The sequence below is a fragment of the Pseudoflavonifractor phocaeensis genome (genome assembly GCF_021531375.1).
Taxonomy (GTDB): domain Bacteria; phylum Bacillota; class Clostridia; order Oscillospirales; family Oscillospiraceae; genus Lawsonibacter; species Lawsonibacter phocaeensis_B.
The window spans coordinates 64,664-82,733 of the sequence record NZ_JADYTU010000005.1 but is presented as its reverse complement, the minus strand read 5'-3'; the positions used below and the strand labels follow the sequence as shown (position 1 = coordinate 82,733).

The 18,070-nt window shown below is 48.7% G+C and carries 19 protein-coding genes and 1 tRNA gene; 8 read left to right on the top strand and 12 right to left on the bottom strand.

Annotated elements, in window-relative coordinates:
* The first annotated feature begins 128 nt into the window (after positions 1 to 128).
* The 3 genes from I6E39_RS03645 to I6E39_RS03635 are packed head-to-tail and all read left to right on the top strand — an operon-like array spanning position 129 to position 4,505.
* Positions 129 to 605 (top strand): MarR family winged helix-turn-helix transcriptional regulator, encoded by a 477-nt coding sequence (locus I6E39_RS03645; protein WP_235380104.1) that lies wholly within the window; start codon positions 129 to 131, stop codon positions 603 to 605.
* A 4-nt stretch (positions 606 to 609) separates the two neighbouring features.
* On the top strand, positions 610 to 2,349 hold the full coding sequence (locus I6E39_RS03640) for an ABC transporter ATP-binding protein (protein WP_235380102.1): 1,740 nt from the start codon (positions 610 to 612) through the stop codon (positions 2,347 to 2,349).
* A 50-nt stretch (positions 2,350 to 2,399) separates the two neighbouring features.
* Positions 2,400 to 4,505, top strand: a complete 2,106-nt coding sequence (locus tag I6E39_RS03635) for an ABC transporter ATP-binding protein (protein ID WP_235380101.1) — start codon at positions 2,400 to 2,402, stop codon at positions 4,503 to 4,505.
* Positions 4,506 to 4,538: 33 nt separating this feature from the next.
* Here the strand turns inward: I6E39_RS03635 and I6E39_RS03630 are convergent, their stop codons facing one another.
* The 4 genes from I6E39_RS03630 to I6E39_RS03615 form a co-directional block, all read right to left on the bottom strand.
* Complete coding sequence (locus tag I6E39_RS03630; RefSeq protein WP_235380099.1) at positions 4,539 to 5,009, bottom strand: hypothetical protein; 471 nt, start codon at positions 5,007 to 5,009, stop codon at positions 4,539 to 4,541.
* Positions 5,010 to 5,041: 32 nt separating this feature from the next.
* A complete protein-coding gene (locus I6E39_RS03625; protein WP_235380097.1) occupies positions 5,042 to 5,344 on the bottom strand; it encodes a hypothetical protein in 303 nt (100 codons plus the stop codon).
* A 94-nt stretch (positions 5,345 to 5,438) separates the two neighbouring features.
* A complete protein-coding gene (locus I6E39_RS03620; protein ID WP_235380095.1) occupies positions 5,439 to 6,302 on the bottom strand; it encodes a DUF3021 family protein in 864 nt (287 codons plus the stop codon).
* Complete coding sequence (locus tag I6E39_RS03615; protein WP_235380093.1) at positions 6,299 to 6,757, bottom strand: LytTR family DNA-binding domain-containing protein; 459 nt, start codon at positions 6,755 to 6,757, stop codon at positions 6,299 to 6,301. The genes I6E39_RS03620 and I6E39_RS03615 overlap by 4 nt, the downstream gene beginning before the upstream one ends.
* Positions 6,758 to 7,440: 683 nt before the next feature.
* Between I6E39_RS03615 and I6E39_RS03610 the strand changes: the two genes are divergently transcribed.
* Positions 7,441 to 7,517: transfer RNA gene (locus tag I6E39_RS03610), tRNA-Arg, on the top strand.
* 233 nt (positions 7,518 to 7,750) lie between these two features.
* Here the strand turns inward: I6E39_RS03610 and I6E39_RS03605 are convergent.
* Both I6E39_RS03605 and I6E39_RS03600 read right to left on the bottom strand, forming a co-directional pair.
* Positions 7,751 to 9,262, bottom strand: coding sequence for a tyrosine-type recombinase/integrase (locus I6E39_RS03605; RefSeq protein WP_235380092.1), 1,512 nt, complete (start codon positions 9,260 to 9,262; stop codon positions 7,751 to 7,753).
* A gap of 8 nt (positions 9,263 to 9,270) precedes the next feature.
* Positions 9,271 to 9,483 (bottom strand): helix-turn-helix domain-containing protein, encoded by a 213-nt coding sequence (locus tag I6E39_RS03600; protein ID WP_118040979.1) that lies wholly within the window; start codon positions 9,481 to 9,483, stop codon positions 9,271 to 9,273.
* 264 nt (positions 9,484 to 9,747) lie between these two features.
* Between I6E39_RS03600 and I6E39_RS03595 the strand changes: the two genes are divergently transcribed.
* Positions 9,748 to 10,449: a helix-turn-helix domain-containing protein gene (locus I6E39_RS03595; RefSeq protein ID WP_235380091.1), complete on the top strand. Its 702-nt coding sequence runs from the start codon at positions 9,748 to 9,750 to the stop codon at positions 10,447 to 10,449.
* A gap of 56 nt (positions 10,450 to 10,505) precedes the next feature.
* Here the strand turns inward: I6E39_RS03595 and I6E39_RS03590 are convergent, their stop codons facing one another.
* A complete protein-coding gene (locus I6E39_RS03590; protein ID WP_006773348.1) occupies positions 10,506 to 10,703 on the bottom strand; it encodes a ribbon-helix-helix protein, CopG family in 198 nt (65 codons plus the stop codon).
* A 90-nt stretch (positions 10,704 to 10,793) separates the two neighbouring features.
* Here I6E39_RS03590 and I6E39_RS03585 point away from each other — a divergent pair, with 90 nt between their 5' ends.
* The 3 genes from I6E39_RS03585 to I6E39_RS03575 all read left to right on the top strand — a co-directional run bounded on the left by I6E39_RS03585 (position 10,794) and on the right by I6E39_RS03575 (position 13,272).
* A complete protein-coding gene (locus tag I6E39_RS03585) occupies positions 10,794 to 11,270 on the top strand; it encodes a hypothetical protein (protein ID WP_235380090.1) in 477 nt (158 codons plus the stop codon).
* Between the two features lie 179 nt (positions 11,271 to 11,449).
* A complete protein-coding gene (locus tag I6E39_RS03580; protein WP_235380089.1) occupies positions 11,450 to 11,671 on the top strand; it encodes a helix-turn-helix domain-containing protein in 222 nt (73 codons plus the stop codon).
* On the top strand, positions 11,668 to 13,272 hold the full coding sequence (locus I6E39_RS03575) for a DNA cytosine methyltransferase (protein WP_235380088.1): 1,605 nt from the start codon (positions 11,668 to 11,670) through the stop codon (positions 13,270 to 13,272). The genes I6E39_RS03580 and I6E39_RS03575 overlap by 4 nt, the downstream gene beginning before the upstream one ends.
* Before the next feature lie 43 nt (positions 13,273 to 13,315).
* Here the strand turns inward: I6E39_RS03575 and I6E39_RS03570 are convergent, their stop codons facing one another.
* The 5 genes from I6E39_RS03570 to I6E39_RS03550 all read right to left on the bottom strand — a co-directional run bounded on the left by I6E39_RS03570 (position 13,316) and on the right by I6E39_RS03550 (position 17,869).
* Complete coding sequence (locus I6E39_RS03570) at positions 13,316 to 14,068, bottom strand: DUF6339 family protein (RefSeq protein ID WP_235380087.1); 753 nt, start codon at positions 14,066 to 14,068, stop codon at positions 13,316 to 13,318.
* Entirely contained in the window at positions 14,065 to 14,949 is an 885-nt protein-coding gene (locus tag I6E39_RS03565; RefSeq protein WP_235380086.1) for a hypothetical protein, read from the bottom strand. Before I6E39_RS03565 ends, I6E39_RS03570 begins: the two co-directional genes overlap by 4 nt.
* Complete coding sequence (locus I6E39_RS03560) at positions 14,933 to 16,840, bottom strand: hypothetical protein (protein WP_235380084.1); 1,908 nt, start codon at positions 16,838 to 16,840, stop codon at positions 14,933 to 14,935. Before I6E39_RS03560 ends, I6E39_RS03565 begins: the two co-directional genes overlap by 17 nt.
* A gap of 5 nt (positions 16,841 to 16,845) precedes the next feature.
* Entirely contained in the window at positions 16,846 to 17,097 is a 252-nt protein-coding gene (locus I6E39_RS03555; protein ID WP_235380082.1) for a hypothetical protein, read from the bottom strand.
* 352 nt (positions 17,098 to 17,449) lie between these two features.
* A complete protein-coding gene (locus tag I6E39_RS03550) occupies positions 17,450 to 17,869 on the bottom strand; it encodes a plasmid mobilization protein (protein ID WP_235380080.1) in 420 nt (139 codons plus the stop codon).
* Positions 17,870 to 18,070 lie beyond the last annotated feature (201 nt).

Here is an 18,070-nt window from a genome sequence, read left to right as displayed (position 1 = left end):
AAGGGGCCAAAGTGTAAACATTTTTTGAATCTGCGTCATAAGTTCTTGACTTTCTTGCGGCGGGTGTTACAATAATCAACGCATTAATCGTTAATGGGTTAATTATTTCGCAGGGAGGCATGATCCGGATGGTATCCTCACACGAGATGGAGCTGCTGGCCCGTCAGATCAACCAGGCCCACCGGACCGCGGTCCAGGAGGAACTGGCCGCCGCCGGGCTGAGCGAGGTGGGGCACCCCATGCTGCTGACCATTCTGGAGAGCTCCGGAAAAGGCGAGCCCGGCTGCCAGTGCCACGCCCAGCGGGAGCTGGCGGAGCTGCTGCATATCTCGCCGGCCGCGGTGGCAAACTCGCTGAAATCCCTGGAGCGGGGCGGCTATATCCACCGCCAGCCCAGCACGGGAGACGCCCGGCGCAATCTGGTGCTCCTGACGGACAAGGGGGCGGCGGCGGTGAAGGACTGCTACCGGGCCTTTGAGCGGGTGAGCGGCCGGATGCTGGAGGGCTTTTCCGAGGAGGAGCGGGAACAGCTGCTGGCCTTCCGACGGCGGATGCTGAAAAACCTGAGCAAACAAGACCACCATTCTAACGAACAGGAGGGCTGAACCGTTGCTTTCATTGTTTCTTACCCACCTCCAGGGCTATAAAAAGGACGCCGTCAAGGCGCCGATCCTGATTATCCTGGAGGTCATCTGCGAGCTGCTGCTGCCTCTGGTCATGGCGGAGATCGTGGATGTGGCCATTCCCGCCGGAGACGCGGGGTATATCTTCAAGCTGGGGGCGATGATGCTGGTCCTGGCCGCCGTCTCCATGTTCTGCGGCGTCATGGCCGCCAAATACGCCGCCTTTGCCAGCCAGGGCTTTGGCGGCAACCTGCGCCAGTGCCTGTTTGACAAGGTGCAGGAATTCTCTTTTGCCGACATTGACCGGTTTTCCTCCGCATCCCTCATCACCCGGATGACCAACGATGTCAACGCCATGACCATGATGCTGGCCATGGGCCTGCGGATGCTGGTCCGGGCTCCGGTGATGCTGATTGTCGCCCTGGTCATCTGCTTCCGCCTCAGCGCCCGTCTGGCGCTGGTGCTGGTGGTCATCATCCCCCTGATGGTAGCGGCTATCGCTGTTCTGATGAGGATCTGTACCAGACTGTTTGAGGTCATGCAGAAGAAAATCGACGGTCTGAACAACACCCTCCAGGAGAATCTGGTTGCCATCCGGGTGGTCAAGGCCTTCGTCCGGGAGAACCATGAGCGGGGCAAGTTTAAAAAGGCCAACGATGAGCTGATGGAGGCCGGTCTGAACGTGGGAATGCGGATCGTGGCCATCATGCCCATCATGATGCTGGCGATGAACGGCGCCGTGGTATCGGTGCTCTACCTGGGCGGCAGGATGGTCATGGGAGCCACCTTTGATCTGGGCAGCCTCCAGGCATTTATCTCCTATATCACCCAGATCCTCATGAGCGTGATGATGGTGGCCATGTCCCTGCTCCAGCTGTCCCGGGCCCAGGCCTGCGCCCACCGGATCAACGAGGTGCTGACCACCCGGCCCTCAGTGGAGGACAAGGAGACCGCCGTCCGTTCCGACCTCCCCGCTCCCCGGGGCGAGGTGGAGTTCCGGGACGTGTCCTTTAAATATGTGGCCACCGGCACCGGGGACGACGTGCTGTCCCACATCAGCTTTACCGTCCAGCCGGGCCAGTTTGTGGCCATCGTGGGAGGTACCGGCACCGGAAAATCCTCCCTGGTCAATCTGATCCCCCGGTTCTATGACGCCACCGGCGGCTGCGTCCTGGTGGACGGGGTGGACGTGCGGGACTACCCTCTGGAGGAGCTGCGGGGCCGCATCGGCATGGTGCTGCAGAACAACGTGCTGTTCACCGGAACCATCCGGGAGAACCTGCTCTGGGGCAAGCCCGACGCCACCGAGGAAGAGATCGTTCAGGCCGCCAAGGACGCCCAGGCCTATGACTTTATCATGTCCTTCCCCGACGGATTCGACACCGTTCTGGACCAGGGGGGCACCAACGTCTCCGGCGGCCAGAAGCAGCGGCTGTGCATCGCCCGGGCCATGCTGCGAAAGCCTGCCATTCTGATCCTGGACGACTCCACCTCCGCCGTGGATTCGGCCACCGAGGCGGCCATTCGCCAGTCCTTCGCCAAGAATCTGAAGGACACCACCGTCATTATCATCGCCCAGCGCATCTCGTCGGTGCAGTACGCCGATGAGATCCTGATCCTGGACGACGACCACATCGCCGGCCAGGGCACTCACGAGGAGCTGCTGGCTTCCAATCAGATCTATCAGGAGATCTATCAATCTCAGCAAGAGGGGGTGGGGGAATAATGCCCGGACCCAACCGGCCTCCCCGCGGGGGCTATCAGAAGCCCAAAAACATGGGCAAGACCATCCGCCGTCTGGTGGGCTATCTGACCCGCAGCAAGCTGCCCCTGTTTTTTGTCCTGCTGTGCCTGTTCATCTCGGTGTGTACCAACATCGGCGGCTCTTATATGATGCGGGGCATCATCAACAACTTCATCTGGTCGGGCTGCACCGACTTCGCCGGCCTGGGGCTGGCCATCCTGAAGCTGGTGGGCGTCTACCTCATCGGCTGTCTGGCCACCTACGGCCAGTCCGCCACCATGGTCCGGCTGGCCCAGCGTGGAGTCAACCGCCTGCGCAAGGACCTGTTCGACAAGCTCCAGCAGCTGCCCTTGAGCTACTTTGACAAGCATCCCCACGGTGAACTGATGAGCCGGTTTACCAACGATGCCGACAACGTCCAGACCGCCTTGGAGCAGAGCGTGGTCTCCCTGCTGTCCAGCTGCCTCATGTTCGTGGGCCTGGTGGTCATGATGGTGACCATCAACTGGAAGCTGTTTCTGGTCACGGCCCTGGTTCTGGCCCTGACCATGTTCCTGTTCAAAAACCTGGGCGGCCGCAGCCGGAAATACTACCAGGCCCAGCAGGCCGCTTTGGGTAAGGTCAACGGCGAGATCCAGGAGATGATCGAGGGCTTGAAGGTGGTCAAGGCCTTCACCCACGAGGAACAGGCCAAAGCCGAATTTAGGCAGCTCAACAACGCCTACCGGGACGCCGCCCAGAGGGCCAACTTCTACTCCACCATGATCATGCCGGTGGCGGGCAATCTGATGAACGTCAGCTACGCCCTTACCGCCGCCTTTGGCGGCCTGCTGGCCGTCCTTCAGGGCTTCGACCTGGGCGGTCTGGTGGTCTATCTGAACTACTCCAAGCAGGTGGGCCAGCCGCTGAACCAGATCTCCCAGCAGATGACCACCCTGCTGTCCGCCCTGGCCGGCGCCGAGCGTATTTTCGATGTGATGGACACCAAGCCCGAGGTGGACGAGGGCTCCGTCACCCTGGTGTCCGCGGAGAAGGACGAGAACGGCTCCCTGTCCATCCACACCGGGGAGGGCCGGTCCCGTACCTGGGCCTGGAAGACGCCCCGGAACAGCGGCATGACGCTGGTCCCCGTGCTGGTGGGGGAGAAAGAGACCCTCACCGAGCTGGGTCAGGCGGTGCGGGAAGGGGGCGGCCTGAAGCTGCTGCCTCCCCACCAGGACTCCCAGGATGGCCTCTGGGTGAAGGTGGCCGGGGACGGCTCCCTCACCGAGGTGACCGACCTGTCTGCTCTGGTCGGCCACGGCTGGGCCTGGAAGTACCCCGGCCCCGACGGCAAGGCTGCCCTGCACCTGATCCGGGGCACCGTCCGCAACGTGCCCGGGGAGGACTACTACCTCACCGAACTGAAGGGCGCCGTCCGGTTCAGCCATGTGGACTTCTCCTATGTCCCGGGCAAGCCCATCCTGAAGGACGTGTCCGTCTACGCCAATCCCGGCCAGAAGATCGCCTTCGTGGGCTCCACCGGGGCGGGCAAGACCACCATCACCAACCTCATCAACCGTTTCTATGAGATCGAGGGGGGCCTCATCACCTATGACGGCATCGACGTGAAGGCCATCTGCAAGGATGATCTGCGCCGGTCCCTGGGAGCGGTGCTCCAGGATACCCACCTGTTCACCGGAACCATTATGGACAACATCCGGTACGGCCGGCTGGACGCCACCGACGAGGAGTGTATCGCTGCCGCCAAGAGCGCCAACGCCCACTCCTTCATCCGCCGCCTGCCCCAGGGCTATGACACCATGGTCACCGGGGACGGGGCCAACCTGTCCCAGGGCCAGCGCCAGCTGCTGGCCATTGCCCGGGCTGCCGTGGCCGATCCCCCGGTAATGATCCTGGACGAGGCCACCTCCTCCATCGACACCCGTACCGAGTCCCTGATCCAGAGGGGCATGGACGCCCTGATGGAGGGAAGAACGGTATTTGTCATCGCCCACCGGCTGTCCACGGTGCGCAACTCCAACTGCATCGTGGTCATCGAGCACGGACAGATCGAGGAGAAGGGCGACCACGACCAGCTGCTGGAGAAGCAGGGACGTTACTACCGCCTGTATACCGGACAGTTCCAGCTGTCCTGAAGCAAATAAAAAAGACGCCGGAAGGCGTCTTTTTTATTTGCTGTCGAGTGCTCTCTGCTGGTTCATATACAGTCCTGACACCAACAGGACGGGCAAAAGTATATGGGCCGCGCCGATAGCGGTGGGTTCCACCACATTCAAATAAAAAGCTGAGCCATAGTGGACGGGCGTGAGTCGGGCCAGCCCGGCTCCGGCCATCTGCTGGGGCATGGCAAACAGCATCCTATAACTGGACAAGAACATGGTCAGTCCACAGATCAGCGCCGTCCACAGCATCAGCCAGCCGACCGCTTCTTTTCTTTCGGGACGGGCGGCTTTTGGAGTAAACCAGCCCCAGACTGCCCAGAGGGGGAGCATGAAAAGACCATAGCCATACATCGCCGCGCCATCTGCAAAGGGGTCAAAGGTGAGGTACAGGACCGCAAGGCCGATTAGCTCCCCCGATAATTGGAGGAGAAATAACCAACCCAGAAACCGGAGGCAGACGCTTGAATTTCGTTGCATTGTGACTCCTTTCTTCATGGGCGATCAGGCCATCAACTTTCGGTAAGATCAGATACCCCGAAAAGCGCGCCCATCCCAAGGCCAAACAAGATGGGAAAACAGAACAGCCACACCGTCCAGAAATCCGGGAATTGGACAAAGGCTGGTTTGCTGAGATAATAGGTCTTCGGCAGGGGGAGCCATCCGGTCATTCCCAGAAAACAGGTGAGGGACACCACGCCTGTCACCACTGCCGGGGAACATTTGACCCGTCGTGAGGTGGAACTCCGGGTGAGAAAAAACTGTAAAAGACCTGATGCGGCGGGGAGAATGATAAAAAATATCAAGGTTTCCATAAAAACTCTCCGTTCTCAGATATGAAAGGATCGGTGAGATCTACGGTGAAAAGCCTTTCCGTGCAGCTTAGTGGAAAGATGCCCTGTCGGGCCGTTACACGTTCCCTTTTTTCGGCACCGCCCGGCGGTACAGCCACCCCAGGACATTGCCCATCAGGGCCGGGATGGCCACCATGAAACAGTGAAACAAGGCGGAGCTGTTGAACAGCAGCCATACCATGGGCATGTAGCACACAAAGCAGGCCAGGGGGTACAGGGGACACACCCCCTGCCGCTTGCCCAGAGACACCCCAGAGCAGAACCCGGCCACCGGCAGCAGGAGATAGGGCAGGATCAGCCCGGACAGCACCGGAACATCCACCACGAAAGTCCGGTCCACCCAGCGGAGGACCAGGGGCAGCCCGTCGCACACCAGCAGCACGAAGGGCAGATAGGGCAGGGTCTCCCGCCATTTCAGGGGGGTGGGTCCCGGATCCAGCCCCAGCAGGGTCCGCAGCTGCATCACCTCCACATACCAGCCTACCCACCGCCCCAGCCAGATCAAGGCGTAGAGCAGGGCCAGCAGGGCCACCCACAGGGGGATGAACCGGGGGTCGTCCAGCCACCGGCATACCCAGAGCAGGGCGGAGAAGGAGAGGGCGGTGGCGCAGAAGTGGGCCAGGGACCGGACCACCAGCTCCCGGCCGCCGTCGGCAAAGGGCAGGGTGGACACCGCCACCACGGCGCCGAACAGCCCCCCCAGCAGGGACTGGACCAGAGCCGCCAGCCCCACCGAGCCAAAAGCCTCCGCCATGGCCGGGGTCACCACATGGAGGCCCGCCGCCCAGGCGGAGCCCACAGCCTGGGCCTCTGCCGGCAGCATCATGGTACTGAGCAGGCACACCGCCAGGGGTGTCAGCGCCGCGCCCAGAAGAAAGCCCAGCAGGGCCCGGGCCTTCCATCCTGACAGCTTTTTCATGTCCGCTCCCTCCTTCCCAAATTCAGTGTCTCCTTGATCTTTTTTACATACCGCCGGGATACATAGACGGTGACCGTCCCGTTCAAAGTCATCCGAATGGTGCCGGTGAGGGACAGGTCCAGGGCGGTGACCATTTCCAGATTGACGATCTCTGAGTTGGAGATGCGGACAAACCGCCGTGGGTCCAGACGCTCCTCCAACTCATACAGCCGCAGACGGACGGCATAGACCGCTTCCGCCGTCTGGGCGGATACCCCCTTACCATCGGCAAAAAAGCGGAGAAAGTCCCCCTGGGGCAGACGGCGGGTCTGATCTCCCCGCCACACCGGAATGGGGTCCAGGGCCAGACCGGATAACTCCTGAACCAGACGGTCAAGCTCCGCCGATTCCGCACCTGCCAGAATGATGATCTCAGGCTCTTGCCGTCCCGGCTCGATCTCCATCTTTACCTTCATGGGCCGCACCCCCTTTCCTCTTCCTTTCAATGCCAGTATATCTGATTCTAATTACCCCGTCTATCCTTTTGAGACGGATGGCCGTTTTTCGGGGATAAGTGGTCAGATTTTACCGTCCGGCATTTTTAAGGGGCGGAAGAGAAATCCGTTGACACCGCCGCGGTCCTGGGCTAAAATAAAAAAGCACGCTTCCCCGCATGATCGTGTATGTCAGCTGCCCCAATAGCTCAGCAGGATAGAGCGGTCGCCTCCTAAAAATCGAATCGTTCGAATCCTAAAGCCCTGCAAAATTGAATATTTTCTGTATAAGCCCCCGTAGCTCAGTTGGATAGCAGCGTTCGCCTCCTAAGAAAAAGGGCGAGCACGAGTCTGCTGAAAAACAGTAAATCTGTTGTGAGTTCGATTTCTCTTGAGAAATGACTCCCGACGCGACAGTTCCGACTTCCCGTCTAACAATGGCGGAAGGGTCAATTATACGGAAGCCGCTAATAAACCGGTCGAAAATCGATCTCTTTTTGATTAGAAGAACCGCTCTTCGGAGCCTTCTTAATACAGGCTGAAGTTCCAAAAACCCAGGAAATAAGCCAAAAATTGAATAAATGTCTCTGTAGCTCAGTAGGATAGAGCGTTCGCCTCCTAAGCGGTTGTTCAATCCTCACTATTTACAATTTCATTTGATATACGCGCCAATAGCTCAGTTGGATAGAGCGTCCCCCTCCTAAGGGGAAGGCCGGGGGTTCGAATCCCTTTTGGCGCGCCAGATAATAACGCCGAAAGCCTTTGTTTTCAAGGGTTTTCGGCTTTTTTATTGAGCAGTAAAAGAAAAAATAATCAAGCTTCGCTTGGAGAGAACGTTCTCTTTTATTGCTACAAGGGAATCATGGTTCGGGTGTTTCGTATCGCTTATATTATACAGTAAATTCAGTGGTTTTGTACAGTAGCTAAATATTTAGGTGATTAACGGCGTTAAATAGGGTTGGTGTCGAATGAACTTTATTTGCCCGAATTGTTCTTCTCGTACATAGCAATGGCAAACTCAAGCATCTGTTTTCCGGCTGAATCAGAAGCCACTTCCTCAAGCTTTTTTGCAAAATCTTCATCTGCCAGAGAGATTGTCACTTTAGATTCAGAATCCGATTTGCCAGAGCGACTAAGGAACTTTCCAATCGCTTTCGCTGTATCAATTCTTACGCTGTCCTCCGGCGTTTCGTAATAGTCCTGTATCGTACTCAACTGACGATGGGCGGTATCCTTAGCCAAGCTCACATAGTCATGCCTGTTATAATCAAGTTTTTTTGTGATTGAGAAATGCCTTAGGCTATACAGGTCTACTTTTGGAAGTCCTAAAGGCTCATAGAGTGAGCGGAACATATCATCGGCGTATTGTGAACTGATATGCGTACCATCCTCGTGAGCAAATATCAAATCATCATCAATGTAGCTGTCTCCTGCAAGCTGCTTATGCTGATTCTGAACAAGCCTATAATCACGGAGCATGAAAATGACTTCCGGCGCTATATAGATTCTGTCCGTCTTTGCTTCGATTTCCTTTTCCGTCTTGGTAACATGAAAGACCGCACGTCTCTTTGCATCCGGTCGAGTGCTGCGAACTTGGTCGAATACTTTGAGAATCCCCCGACCATTTGTTTCTTTAATAAATTTCTCAGTGCGGTAAGTCAACTCCTTGTAGTTACGAATATAGGACGGTTCATGCTTGTCCTCGTTATCGTATACATCAGACCATGTTAAGGCAAGACATTCTCCAATACGGCTGCTCAATGCCACCATAAGGCTGATTAGAAGCTTGAGCTGTGGATCGGAACAGTTATCATACGCAAAATTAAACTGTTCTTCTGTCCACACCTCACGCCTGCTTGACTTCGGCTGCTTTACAGTCACACCCAACATGGGGTTTTCTGTGATAAGCTCCAAATCATCCGTAGCGTACTTAAATGCTCGGCTGATGATTTTCTTGCAATCATAAACAGTACGCTGTGATACCCTTGCCCCATTTGCCTTATGATTCCCGTTGGCTTGCGGTAATTGAAGCATATCCTTGAAGCCCTGTCTCATATCGACACGGGTTATTTTCCATATAGGGAATGAGCCAAACACAGGAACAATGTAATTACGAATCTTGCCGATATTCGCTCTGTAAGTGCCCTCGTCCCACCCATATCTGTCTCCGATGGTATGTAGATACTTGGTATGCTCGGCATAGGCATACAAGAGCTGTTCAACGGTCTCTATCTCCGTTTTATCAACTTTGGAAGCTACCGTTGTGCCCTTGGCAGCCTTATGTTCCTTTTCACGGAGCAGAAGATAGGATACGAACTGGTTTTTCGCACGTTCGTTGTTCACTGTTTCGGTGGTCTGGTGTTCCTTACCCTCAGAATCAAGATACCCGTAGCGGATGCGCCAGTTGTCATTGGTAGCGTTAATTTTGGTTGGCTCGCTATGCCACAAATATTCAGCTATGTCTTTCTTCTTAGGTTTTCTGCCCATACCAGACGTTAGAACTCGTTCGGATGATTGTTATACCAATCTTCAAAACTGTTCTTGTCGATACGAAGATATTTTCCCACCATGAATACACGGAAATCATTGTTTTTCTGATGCTTTTTGATAAAGTTGCGGACACTTTCCTCTCCGACACCATAGATGTTCATAATGTCCTGCACAGAGTAGTTGCGACACTCCATGATGGACGGGGTTACTCCTGCCATAGTATTCATCTCCTTTATATTATCACTGGTTAGACACGGTTATGTGGCATTATTCTTTTTTATGCCACAACGGCATTATAGCACAGTTGCTTTACCGGCGTCAAGTGATTTGACACGATTATGTGGCTTGCAGTTTTTTGACGTGGCAATTTTTGCGTGATTACCCCGTTTGCGATAGATTACCATTGCTTTCTTCCTAAAAGGATGTTATTATTTGAAGTGTTATGGTGTATCGCTACACCATAACAGTTTGGAGGGAAATAAATGAGTTTATTGGATAAATTCTTGAACAATATAAAGATAGAAAAGAGAATCGAAACGGGACAGAAAATCAAGAGAATCCGTTTGCGTAATAAGACTGCCGTTTCAGAATTGGCAGAAGCCGCAGGGGTAAATGAAGCTGCAATAAGAAATTATGAGGTTGGATATCGCCAAATTTCCAGAGATAAATTGGAATTGATTGCTCAAAGGCTCGGCGTTCCTGTGGAAACGCTTGTTGACCGCCAGATCGACAGCTATAATGATGCCATGCACATTCTCTTTGAACTGTCGGATAAATACGACCTTGTTCCTATCGAACTTCCGCAAGAGCCTAAATACGCTATCCAGACAAAGGATGAGACAATTCTTCAAGCGTTACAAGCATGGTACAACGAAAGGCGCAAATGGGAGAACGGGGATATCACACAAGCCGAACTGCAAGAGTGGATGGATGCGTTCCCTTTGCAGTGTGAAGAAAACGAATCCCCGGCAGAAAAAGTTGAATCCCGTTATACAGACTTTGAACGCATTTTGGGGTTGAAATCCTCGTTAGAGCAGCTTGATATGATTGTGAATGACAATGTAGAACTGATTGAGGATTGCATTGCTCATAAGGATTATAAAGCGGGTCGTGAGCATTTGAGAACGCTTAAAGCCACTGTTCATACGCTGTCACAGGTGGATATTAAACGATACGGTAAATAAAGAAATCACAGGCGATTCCTACTGCATTACGCAAAGGAGCTGCCTGTGATTTTTTGTTACTTGGGCTCGATGGAGCAGCGGTCTAATGAAAATTCCAATAGTATACCAATCAGTTCATTTCGGCTACGCCCTGTCTGAGCCGATATTTCATCAATGCGCTGCACAACGTCCTCTCTGATACGAACAGAAAAGGTCTTATAACCGTCATCCCCCTTGGGACGTTTCGGATGGATTATCAATTTTTCCTCTTTCATGCTAAATCACCTCTATGTTAGATTTTATGTTTCCATAGATGTGATTTATATGTTATAATTTATGTTATAAATTATATTGGAGGGATTGAAATGAACTCGGACGAATTATATACGCTGAAAAGCATGGTGCTTGATAACTACGAGCAGTACCATGACGGTCTTAGAATACTCTTAGAAAGCGATAAGGGGCTTTACAAGGCGTTTGGACAGTCTCCCCGTACAAAGTACCTAAAGACGGAGAACTTCTATCTAACGTCAAAAGAACGCCTTACGTACATGATGGGATTCATTGATGCCTTGGCTTGGCTGACAAGACAGGGAAAGTTAGTGCCGGATACGTTCCCAACAGATATCGCAGGATTCACAGACCCAGAGGAAACCCCGGAAGAACGAGCAGAATATTTTGAGCAGCGATACAAGGGCTTATCACCGGAGCAGCGTGCCGAACTGGAAGCATTTGATAAAGAAAATGAAGAGATGTGGCTTGAACAAGTCGAAGAAAGCATTAAAGAGAATAAAGTAATCAATAATCTGATTCTGCGTATTATTACCGGGGAAGATTATTGATATCCAAAGAGCGGTGTATTTTGCGATACGCCGCTCTTATTTTGAATCGAATTAGACATTCCTAGCATCCGAAGTCGATTCTCAATAACGCTAGTTCATCTGTGATGGTTGAATTTTCTTGCAAAAAAGAGATAAAGATGCTATATATATGATATATACTTGCGGTGGAGGTGCTATAAATGGGCTTTTGTAATGATATAAAGATGATTCGTCATAAATGCCTGATGAGTCAAACAGAGTTTGCAGATGCTTTGGGCGTATCTTTTGCTACCGTTAATCGGTGGGAATCCGGAAAAAGCAAGCCGAATTTCAAAACTATGAAGTTAATCAATAATTTTTGCGAAGCTCATGGAATCGACTTCGATGTAAGCAAGCAGCTAATGGAGGAAGAACAAATATGATATATAATGTGATTGACCTGTTTGCAGGAGCCGGTGGATTAAGTTTGGGCTTTAAGCAAACAGGACAAGTAAAAATAATCGCCGCCGCAGAAAATAATGTGAACGCCAGAAAAACTTATAAAAGAAATTTCAAATTGGCACGCCTGTATTCGGACGTGAGAACAATAGACTATACAGAGTTGCAAGATACAGTCGGCCCCGTTGATATTGTAATTGGTGGCCCTCCGTGTCAGGGCTTTTCAAATGCAAATCGCCAGCATACCACAGTAATTAGTATGAACAACAGACTGGTCAAAGAGTATGTTCGTGCAATCTGTGAACTGAAGCCAAAAGCCTTTGTTATGGAAAATGTTGCCATGTTGCGTTCTCAGGTTCATAGATTTTTTCTTGAAGAACAAGACCTTGATAACGAAAGAATCATGGCGCTCCCTCTTTCAGAAGATAAGATAGAGCTTTTGCCTAAATCTGTGAATTTTAATAACTCTATTACCTTCCTTGAAAATGCACGGACTGAAATAGGATTTGCATGGGCTGAAAGCTTTTATAAAATTATCAATATTCTTTATCGTTACCGAATTAACGTTTCCAAATTTGATGCTACCCTTGAAAAGTATCAAAAGAAGCTGGTTGCACAACTCGACGAAATTTTGAAAATAACTGCGGAAGTTGAAATCCCTAATGTTTTGCAGGAAAACGATGCAAAAATGGCAAGGGAAATATTGCAATACATTGAGCAGAAGGATAACTTTGATGATACAGTATCGGCAATTAGTAATTCAATTTTACTACAGAGAGCTATCATAAAAATCAAGGAGTTAACCGACAATAATATTCATATTTTCGAGTATGCCGAAGATAACGGTAGCTTAGTTGCGGTAGTTAAGTCTTATCCTGTGTTAGATTACATTAGAGCAATTTTAGAGAATGAGCCTTATAATTACATATTAAGCGAAAACACGCTTAACGCAATTCACTATGGCGCACCTCAGCGACGGGAACGTTTCATTATTGTTGGTCTCAAAAAAGAAATGAATGCCAAATATATTGCTCCTGAAATCAGATTTGCAGAGGGTAACTATAGAACTGTCCATGATGCAATTGCAGACATTCAGGATGTAGCACCTGTTACCGAAGTAACCGGAGACTATATTGAGCTTGAAGCACATCCTAATGCGGAAGGACTGGAAAAAGAGCTGAGAGGTCGTGCGCTGTATAATCATATTACAACAGCCACTAGAGCAACAGCGATGGAGAGATTCAAGGCACTCAAAGCAGGTGAAAATTTCCATAATCTTAATCCTGAGCTTAAAACAACCTATAGCAACGCAGAGCGTACGCAAAATACTATCTATATGCGTTTGAAGTATAATGAACCGTGCGGAACAGTTGTTAATGTGCGTAAATCCATGTGGATTCATCCTGAGCTAGATCGTGCCATTTCCATCCGTGAAGCAGCTAGATTACAGACTTTCCCTGATAGCTTCATTTTTGAAGGAACAAAAGATTCTCAATACCAGCAGGTTGGTAATGCAGTACCTCCGTATCTGGCAAAAGCTATCGCTGATAGCGTTATCAATATTCTGAACAAGTCAATAGAATAAAAAAACGGGTCACTCCTTTGCTTTAAGGAGCGACCCGTTAGCTTTATGCCGTTTCTTTTTCTTGAACCTTGCAAATCTCATTTGCTTTAGCCAGAATCTTATCGTAAATGCGCTGTTCAGGTAAACAGTCCAAAATGTAGATACCACCAAGTAAGTTAAGATACTTAGCCAGTTCTCCAACAATGTTTGTGTCAATCGGAAGTCCCTGTGCCTTGGCTTCTATTATTGCGCCAAGGAATGGACGAATAATAGCCGGATTGTTGGATGTATTACGTTCCAGAATGTGCATGATGTAGTCGGAGCTTTCACATACGAATTTTGTAAGTTCCCATGGGTCAGAACGCTTTTCATCGTATGTAAGACGACCAATCCACCACAATCTGGATAAAGCATTTCTCGTTAGAGATCGTCTGGCACCAAAGCCAAACAGAAAATGCTGCTGCACATTGCCAACGGTGCATTTCTTGTCAATGTCCCATCTGTACTTTACATAGTTCCAGAAAGGTCCAAGACACAGACCTGCCCACAAACGCTCATCAGAAGCTTGCGAGTCAGATAGAAAGCGGAAATGGCCGTAAATGCGTTTGACATTTTCAGCTTCCGTGAGAAATGGTTTGTCTTCTGACATATCCAGACTAAAATCAGGTATTTCAGTAAATTTTGTGTCAGAAAACAATGCGTTTCCAAACTCCTCCTGTAACCATTCCGAAGAATCCTGTTTAAAATTATCAACCCAGCTTTTGAGATTAGACTTGATAATATCAATGTTATCGTAGCTTACAAATTGTAGCTTCATAATTCGTCACCTCCCGCCGCACCAAAGCTACTTGTCAAAAATGTGAATGCATCTGTAACAGGATTGTCTATCAATTTTTGAGCAAGAACTAAGCAGTTTTGGTTGCTGAATTCTTCACTTTCAATATCGCAATCAAATTGCGTTAGCAGTGCCTTTGATAGGACCTTATACCACAATGTGTCTGAATTTTCACTACGCTCTTGAATTGGTAAAGCTCTCAGCTCTTCCAAAACGTATACAAGAGCAGGTATAACAGTGAGAGAATTGAGAATTGGGAGCGCCAAAGGGGTTGCACTCAAGGCTTTGTAGCTATAAAAATCGCTAAGCGGAAGCTTAATGATGATTTTACGCTGAGACATGTCAACCAGCATTTGCTTACAATTTTCATCTGGATTTTTACTGATATTGAAAATAGACGGTGTATTTGCTAAATCATCAATATCTTTGGAAATATCTACAGTAACCATTTTCCCTACAGCCATCACGCAACCGGCTTCGATATCAAATGCAATTCCTTGATAATCCTCGTGGAAATCCGGGCTAGTAAAGCCTTTCAAATCATCAACGGCTACAATAAACGGGCATATTTGCAGTTTGCCATTCACAGCCTTATTTAGCAACGTGTATACTTCACTAACTTTGTCTGTTTGAACAACAGTCCGAAAGCCAGTTTGGGCACACTCTAAGTGGTAAACAAATTTTGCAAGCCCTTGTTTGATACAGTCCTGAAGGCTTTTGCAAGTAAGTGTTGCAAGGAAGTCGATGCGTAAATCATAACCATCACGCACAATATCAATGGCTACATCAAATGAACCAGTTCCGTAATCGTTTGAATAAGAGGACAAGACAGGATACGGATATAATTTATACTTGATTTCCATACGCCTTCACCTCCAAAGAACAATAATCGTGATAATCAAGCTGAATATTAAGCCTGAGAGCCTTTTTCTCGGTAAATACCAGATTCATAATTCTGTTTTTATCGAATTTTAAATCAGGGCACTCGGAACAAGAAGCTGTAACAATAGAAGCTTCGTAGTTTTGGGATTCAGCCGACATAAACACCTCTAAAACGCCATCTGTAGCAGAAGAATCAGGGGTAAATACAATCGTATACTCACCTGTCGCCTTGTTTCGAACCACATTACGAACACTGGCTGCGGAAATAGCAGACAGTTTCTTACGGTGTTCTATAGGAACATTACCACCGCCATCCCCGGGATTGTTTCCACCACCAAGACCGCCATGACCTCCCTTGCCTTGACTACCGCTACCACCTTCGCCGGGAAGGTCGGTAATAACAATGTCACCATCTTCATCGTCTACAAGAGTTTGTCCGGGGTCTCCCGTTTGGGTTCCGGTCGGCTTTGGTGCTACTTCGGTTACATGAATTTTAATATCCTTAATACTATCTTGCAGTGCTTCGGTACGTTCCTGATTGGAGGATTTATCAAAGTCATTGGCAGATAGATATTCGCCGACAGTTGGGTCAAGGGTCTCTTCACTTTCATCATTTTTCATTTCATCCAAAGATGCCTTAATGAAGCGTGTTAGTGAAGTAAGGAGACGTTTGGCTTTACTCTTGTTGTCAGCACGTTCAACTTCCCATTCAAGGTGCTGGGGATTTTCAAGACTACGGAGGTAAGAGTTAATAGCATCGCCTTCAATAAACAGGGTTCCAGCAAAGGGAATTAAGCCATTGATATTACCTTTATCTTTAATTTTCATGCCTGTCTGACGAATCATTGCAACTCGCCTACTGAAAGACGGCATAATCATTAGCTTCAAAGTGAGCTTTCCAATGATTTCCGAATCATCAGTAAACTCTTTGGTAAATGTTCTTGCTACGTTCTCATCTGTAAGCGTTTGATAGTATTCGTCAGCGTGCTCGTTGAAGTATTCTTTGTGGGAAATCATCAAATCAGCAAGAGAGTCTTTGCAAATAACAGTCCCGTCAACATCGACAACTAGCGTTCCGTTGTAAATAGCATAAAGGAATCCATCTAAAACGGAAGCAACCATTTGATGTTGCCATCCACTATCGCCATTGAATGCAACAATAAAAATATCGGTTCCAGAGTTATCAGCGCTACGAGAGTATGCAGGGTCTAAAGAATACTGCTTGTACATAGGACTGTTCTTGTCATTGCCATAGAACCCCGTCCCCTGAGTGATTTCATTCTTCTTGTTCTTGAATGAAGTCAATCTCGAAACTCCCTGTGATGCACAAACGCCATCTTTATCGCTGGTACTGTAGAAAACCGTTCTAAGAGCAGAACAGGCATACGGCGCAAATTTTCCAATACCAAAAGAGCCGCCATGACTACCAGATTTATCAGATGCGCCCGAAGATTTTGTTAGATTACACCAAGGAGAATTATATTCTTCACGGGAGCCAACAAGTCCAGAAGTATTAAAATCACTGATTCTCAAGCAAGTGATAGTAGGCTTATGAATTACAGCCAATGCCTGTTTGAAGAAATTCTTAGCTTTGGTTGACTGTTGTTGTGACCAGAAATCCAAAGCTCTTTTAAGGGCATCTTCTAAACTGCTGTAGTCAGGAATTTTACGAGGATCAATGTCGAAGGTTTTAAACTCGATATGGGTTGGTTTTCCATTTTCAAGAGCAGCATCCAGCGAATTCTGGCAGATTTCTCGTGCCAAAGATTTAATAGGAGTTCCTTTGAATGTTTCAACGCCAGAATCAGCAATACCGAATATCTGACCGTAATTATTTGATGGAAAGTTCCATTTCTGTGTAAGATTGAACATATTTCTCACCCCTTGCGCTTGCTTAACGAGAATCTGGTTGATTTCTCGGCTTCTACTTTTGTGAATTTCTTTTTAGCTTCTCGCAGTTCCTGTTCGATGGCTTGGAAAATTTCCTCAACTTCATCCTGCGTATATTCATATACAGAAGTATTTGAACAATTGCCAAGTAGCTGCAAAGTGTCAATAATTTTATTAGTTCTGGCTTCAGCAAGCCTAACGAACTTATCGTGCTTGCTTTCTTCGGCCTGTTTCTTCATGAGAAATCCTCCTTCCTGTTTAGTTACATGGTAGCACTTAGATACCCAATAGTCAACAATATTCTTAAAATATTAGATAACATTTTTAAAATGTTATAAACTACTGCATCATCTAAAACCAATATCACTATCAATATTTTTGAAATATTTTGCATAAACTTAAATTATACATTGCTCTCGCGCATTATATTATTAAAATATTAGCATCAAAATGTGTGGGCATAGCTATGAGTTTTATGACTATAGCATAAATGTAAACTATAAGATTAGCCCTCCCAGCTATCAAATCATATAGCATGAGAGGGCTATGGAATTTCATTTTATAAGTCGGGTGGTAAGGAATATTTCCGAATCATAAATTGCGCTCTGTTGAGGAATCATCCTTTGGCATCAGCTCCAGAATCTTTTTATACCAGTGTTTTTCCTCTCCGTTTTCTCGCAACGCAAACTGGCAAAACAGTGTCATTAACTCAAAATATTTTGTTTGGAGTTCTCCCCAATCCTTATTAGAAGAAAATCGAACAACATTTGTGTTATAAGCAATTTGATTGACGTTATTTCCAATGCGGTTCACCTCGTAAATCAACTGCTTTGCCTGGTCTCTATCCATGTGCCACTGCTTACCCGACAACGATTCTGCAAGAATCAGTTTTCTTAAATAATCCGCTTTCGATAAGCCATACTCAAAAGCATTTTTTGTGAGCATAGCATTTTCCTCTGGAAGCAAAGTAAAACGGAATTGCTCTGTGCGAACTCTATCTTTTTCAGCCATTTATTATTTCTCCTTTCAAAACTTCCTCACCGTGAGGAAATTACAAAATTGTTCGTCAGTGATTTTAGTTTTGTTGTGCCGTCTGTGGGACAATCATTTTGCCGTTTTGCAAAATAGTACGGGTGGGGGTATTAGGGGGCGTTGCCCCAGTGCAACGGCTAACAAGTGGGAAAATGACACGAGTGGGTACATTTCCCCTAT

What these genes read in the sequence shown, in the direction of transcription:
- I6E39_RS03645 (WP_235380104.1), top strand. Translation starts at nt 129, where the DNA reads ATGGTATCCTCACACGAGATGGAGCTGCTGGCCCGTCAGATCAACCAG.
- I6E39_RS03635 (WP_235380101.1), top strand. Translation starts at nt 2,400, where the DNA reads ATGGGCAAGACCATCCGCCGTCTGGTGGGCTATCTGACCCGCAGCAAG.
- I6E39_RS03630 (WP_235380099.1), bottom strand. Translation starts at nt 5,009, where the DNA reads ATGCAACGAAATTCAAGCGTCTGCCTCCGGTTTCTGGGTTGGTTATTT.
- I6E39_RS03625 (WP_235380097.1), bottom strand. Translation starts at nt 5,344, where the DNA reads ATGGAAACCTTGATATTTTTTATCATTCTCCCCGCCGCATCAGGTCTT.
- I6E39_RS03620 (WP_235380095.1), bottom strand. Translation starts at nt 6,302, where the DNA reads ATGAAAAAGCTGTCAGGATGGAAGGCCCGGGCCCTGCTGGGCTTTCTT.
- I6E39_RS03615 (WP_235380093.1), bottom strand. Translation starts at nt 6,757, where the DNA reads ATGAAGGTAAAGATGGAGATCGAGCCGGGACGGCAAGAGCCTGAGATC.
- I6E39_RS03605 (WP_235380092.1), bottom strand. Translation starts at nt 9,262, where the DNA reads ATGGGCAGAAAACCTAAGAAGAAAGACATAGCTGAATATTTGTGGCAT.
- I6E39_RS03600 (WP_118040979.1), bottom strand. Translation starts at nt 9,483, where the DNA reads ATGGCAGGAGTAACCCCGTCCATCATGGAGTGTCGCAACTACTCTGTG.
- I6E39_RS03595 (WP_235380091.1), top strand. Translation starts at nt 9,748, where the DNA reads ATGAGTTTATTGGATAAATTCTTGAACAATATAAAGATAGAAAAGAGA.
- I6E39_RS03590 (WP_006773348.1), bottom strand. Translation starts at nt 10,703, where the DNA reads ATGAAAGAGGAAAAATTGATAATCCATCCGAAACGTCCCAAGGGGGAT.
- I6E39_RS03585 (WP_235380090.1), top strand. Translation starts at nt 10,794, where the DNA reads ATGAACTCGGACGAATTATATACGCTGAAAAGCATGGTGCTTGATAAC.
- I6E39_RS03580 (WP_235380089.1), top strand. Translation starts at nt 11,450, where the DNA reads ATGGGCTTTTGTAATGATATAAAGATGATTCGTCATAAATGCCTGATG.
- I6E39_RS03575 (WP_235380088.1), top strand. Translation starts at nt 11,668, where the DNA reads ATGATATATAATGTGATTGACCTGTTTGCAGGAGCCGGTGGATTAAGT.
- I6E39_RS03570 (WP_235380087.1), bottom strand. Translation starts at nt 14,068, where the DNA reads ATGAAGCTACAATTTGTAAGCTACGATAACATTGATATTATCAAGTCT.
- I6E39_RS03565 (WP_235380086.1), bottom strand. Translation starts at nt 14,949, where the DNA reads ATGGAAATCAAGTATAAATTATATCCGTATCCTGTCTTGTCCTCTTAT.
- I6E39_RS03560 (WP_235380084.1), bottom strand. Translation starts at nt 16,840, where the DNA reads ATGTTCAATCTTACACAGAAATGGAACTTTCCATCAAATAATTACGGT.
- I6E39_RS03555 (WP_235380082.1), bottom strand. Translation starts at nt 17,097, where the DNA reads ATGAAGAAACAGGCCGAAGAAAGCAAGCACGATAAGTTCGTTAGGCTT.
- I6E39_RS03550 (WP_235380080.1), bottom strand. Translation starts at nt 17,869, where the DNA reads ATGGCTGAAAAAGATAGAGTTCGCACAGAGCAATTCCGTTTTACTTTG.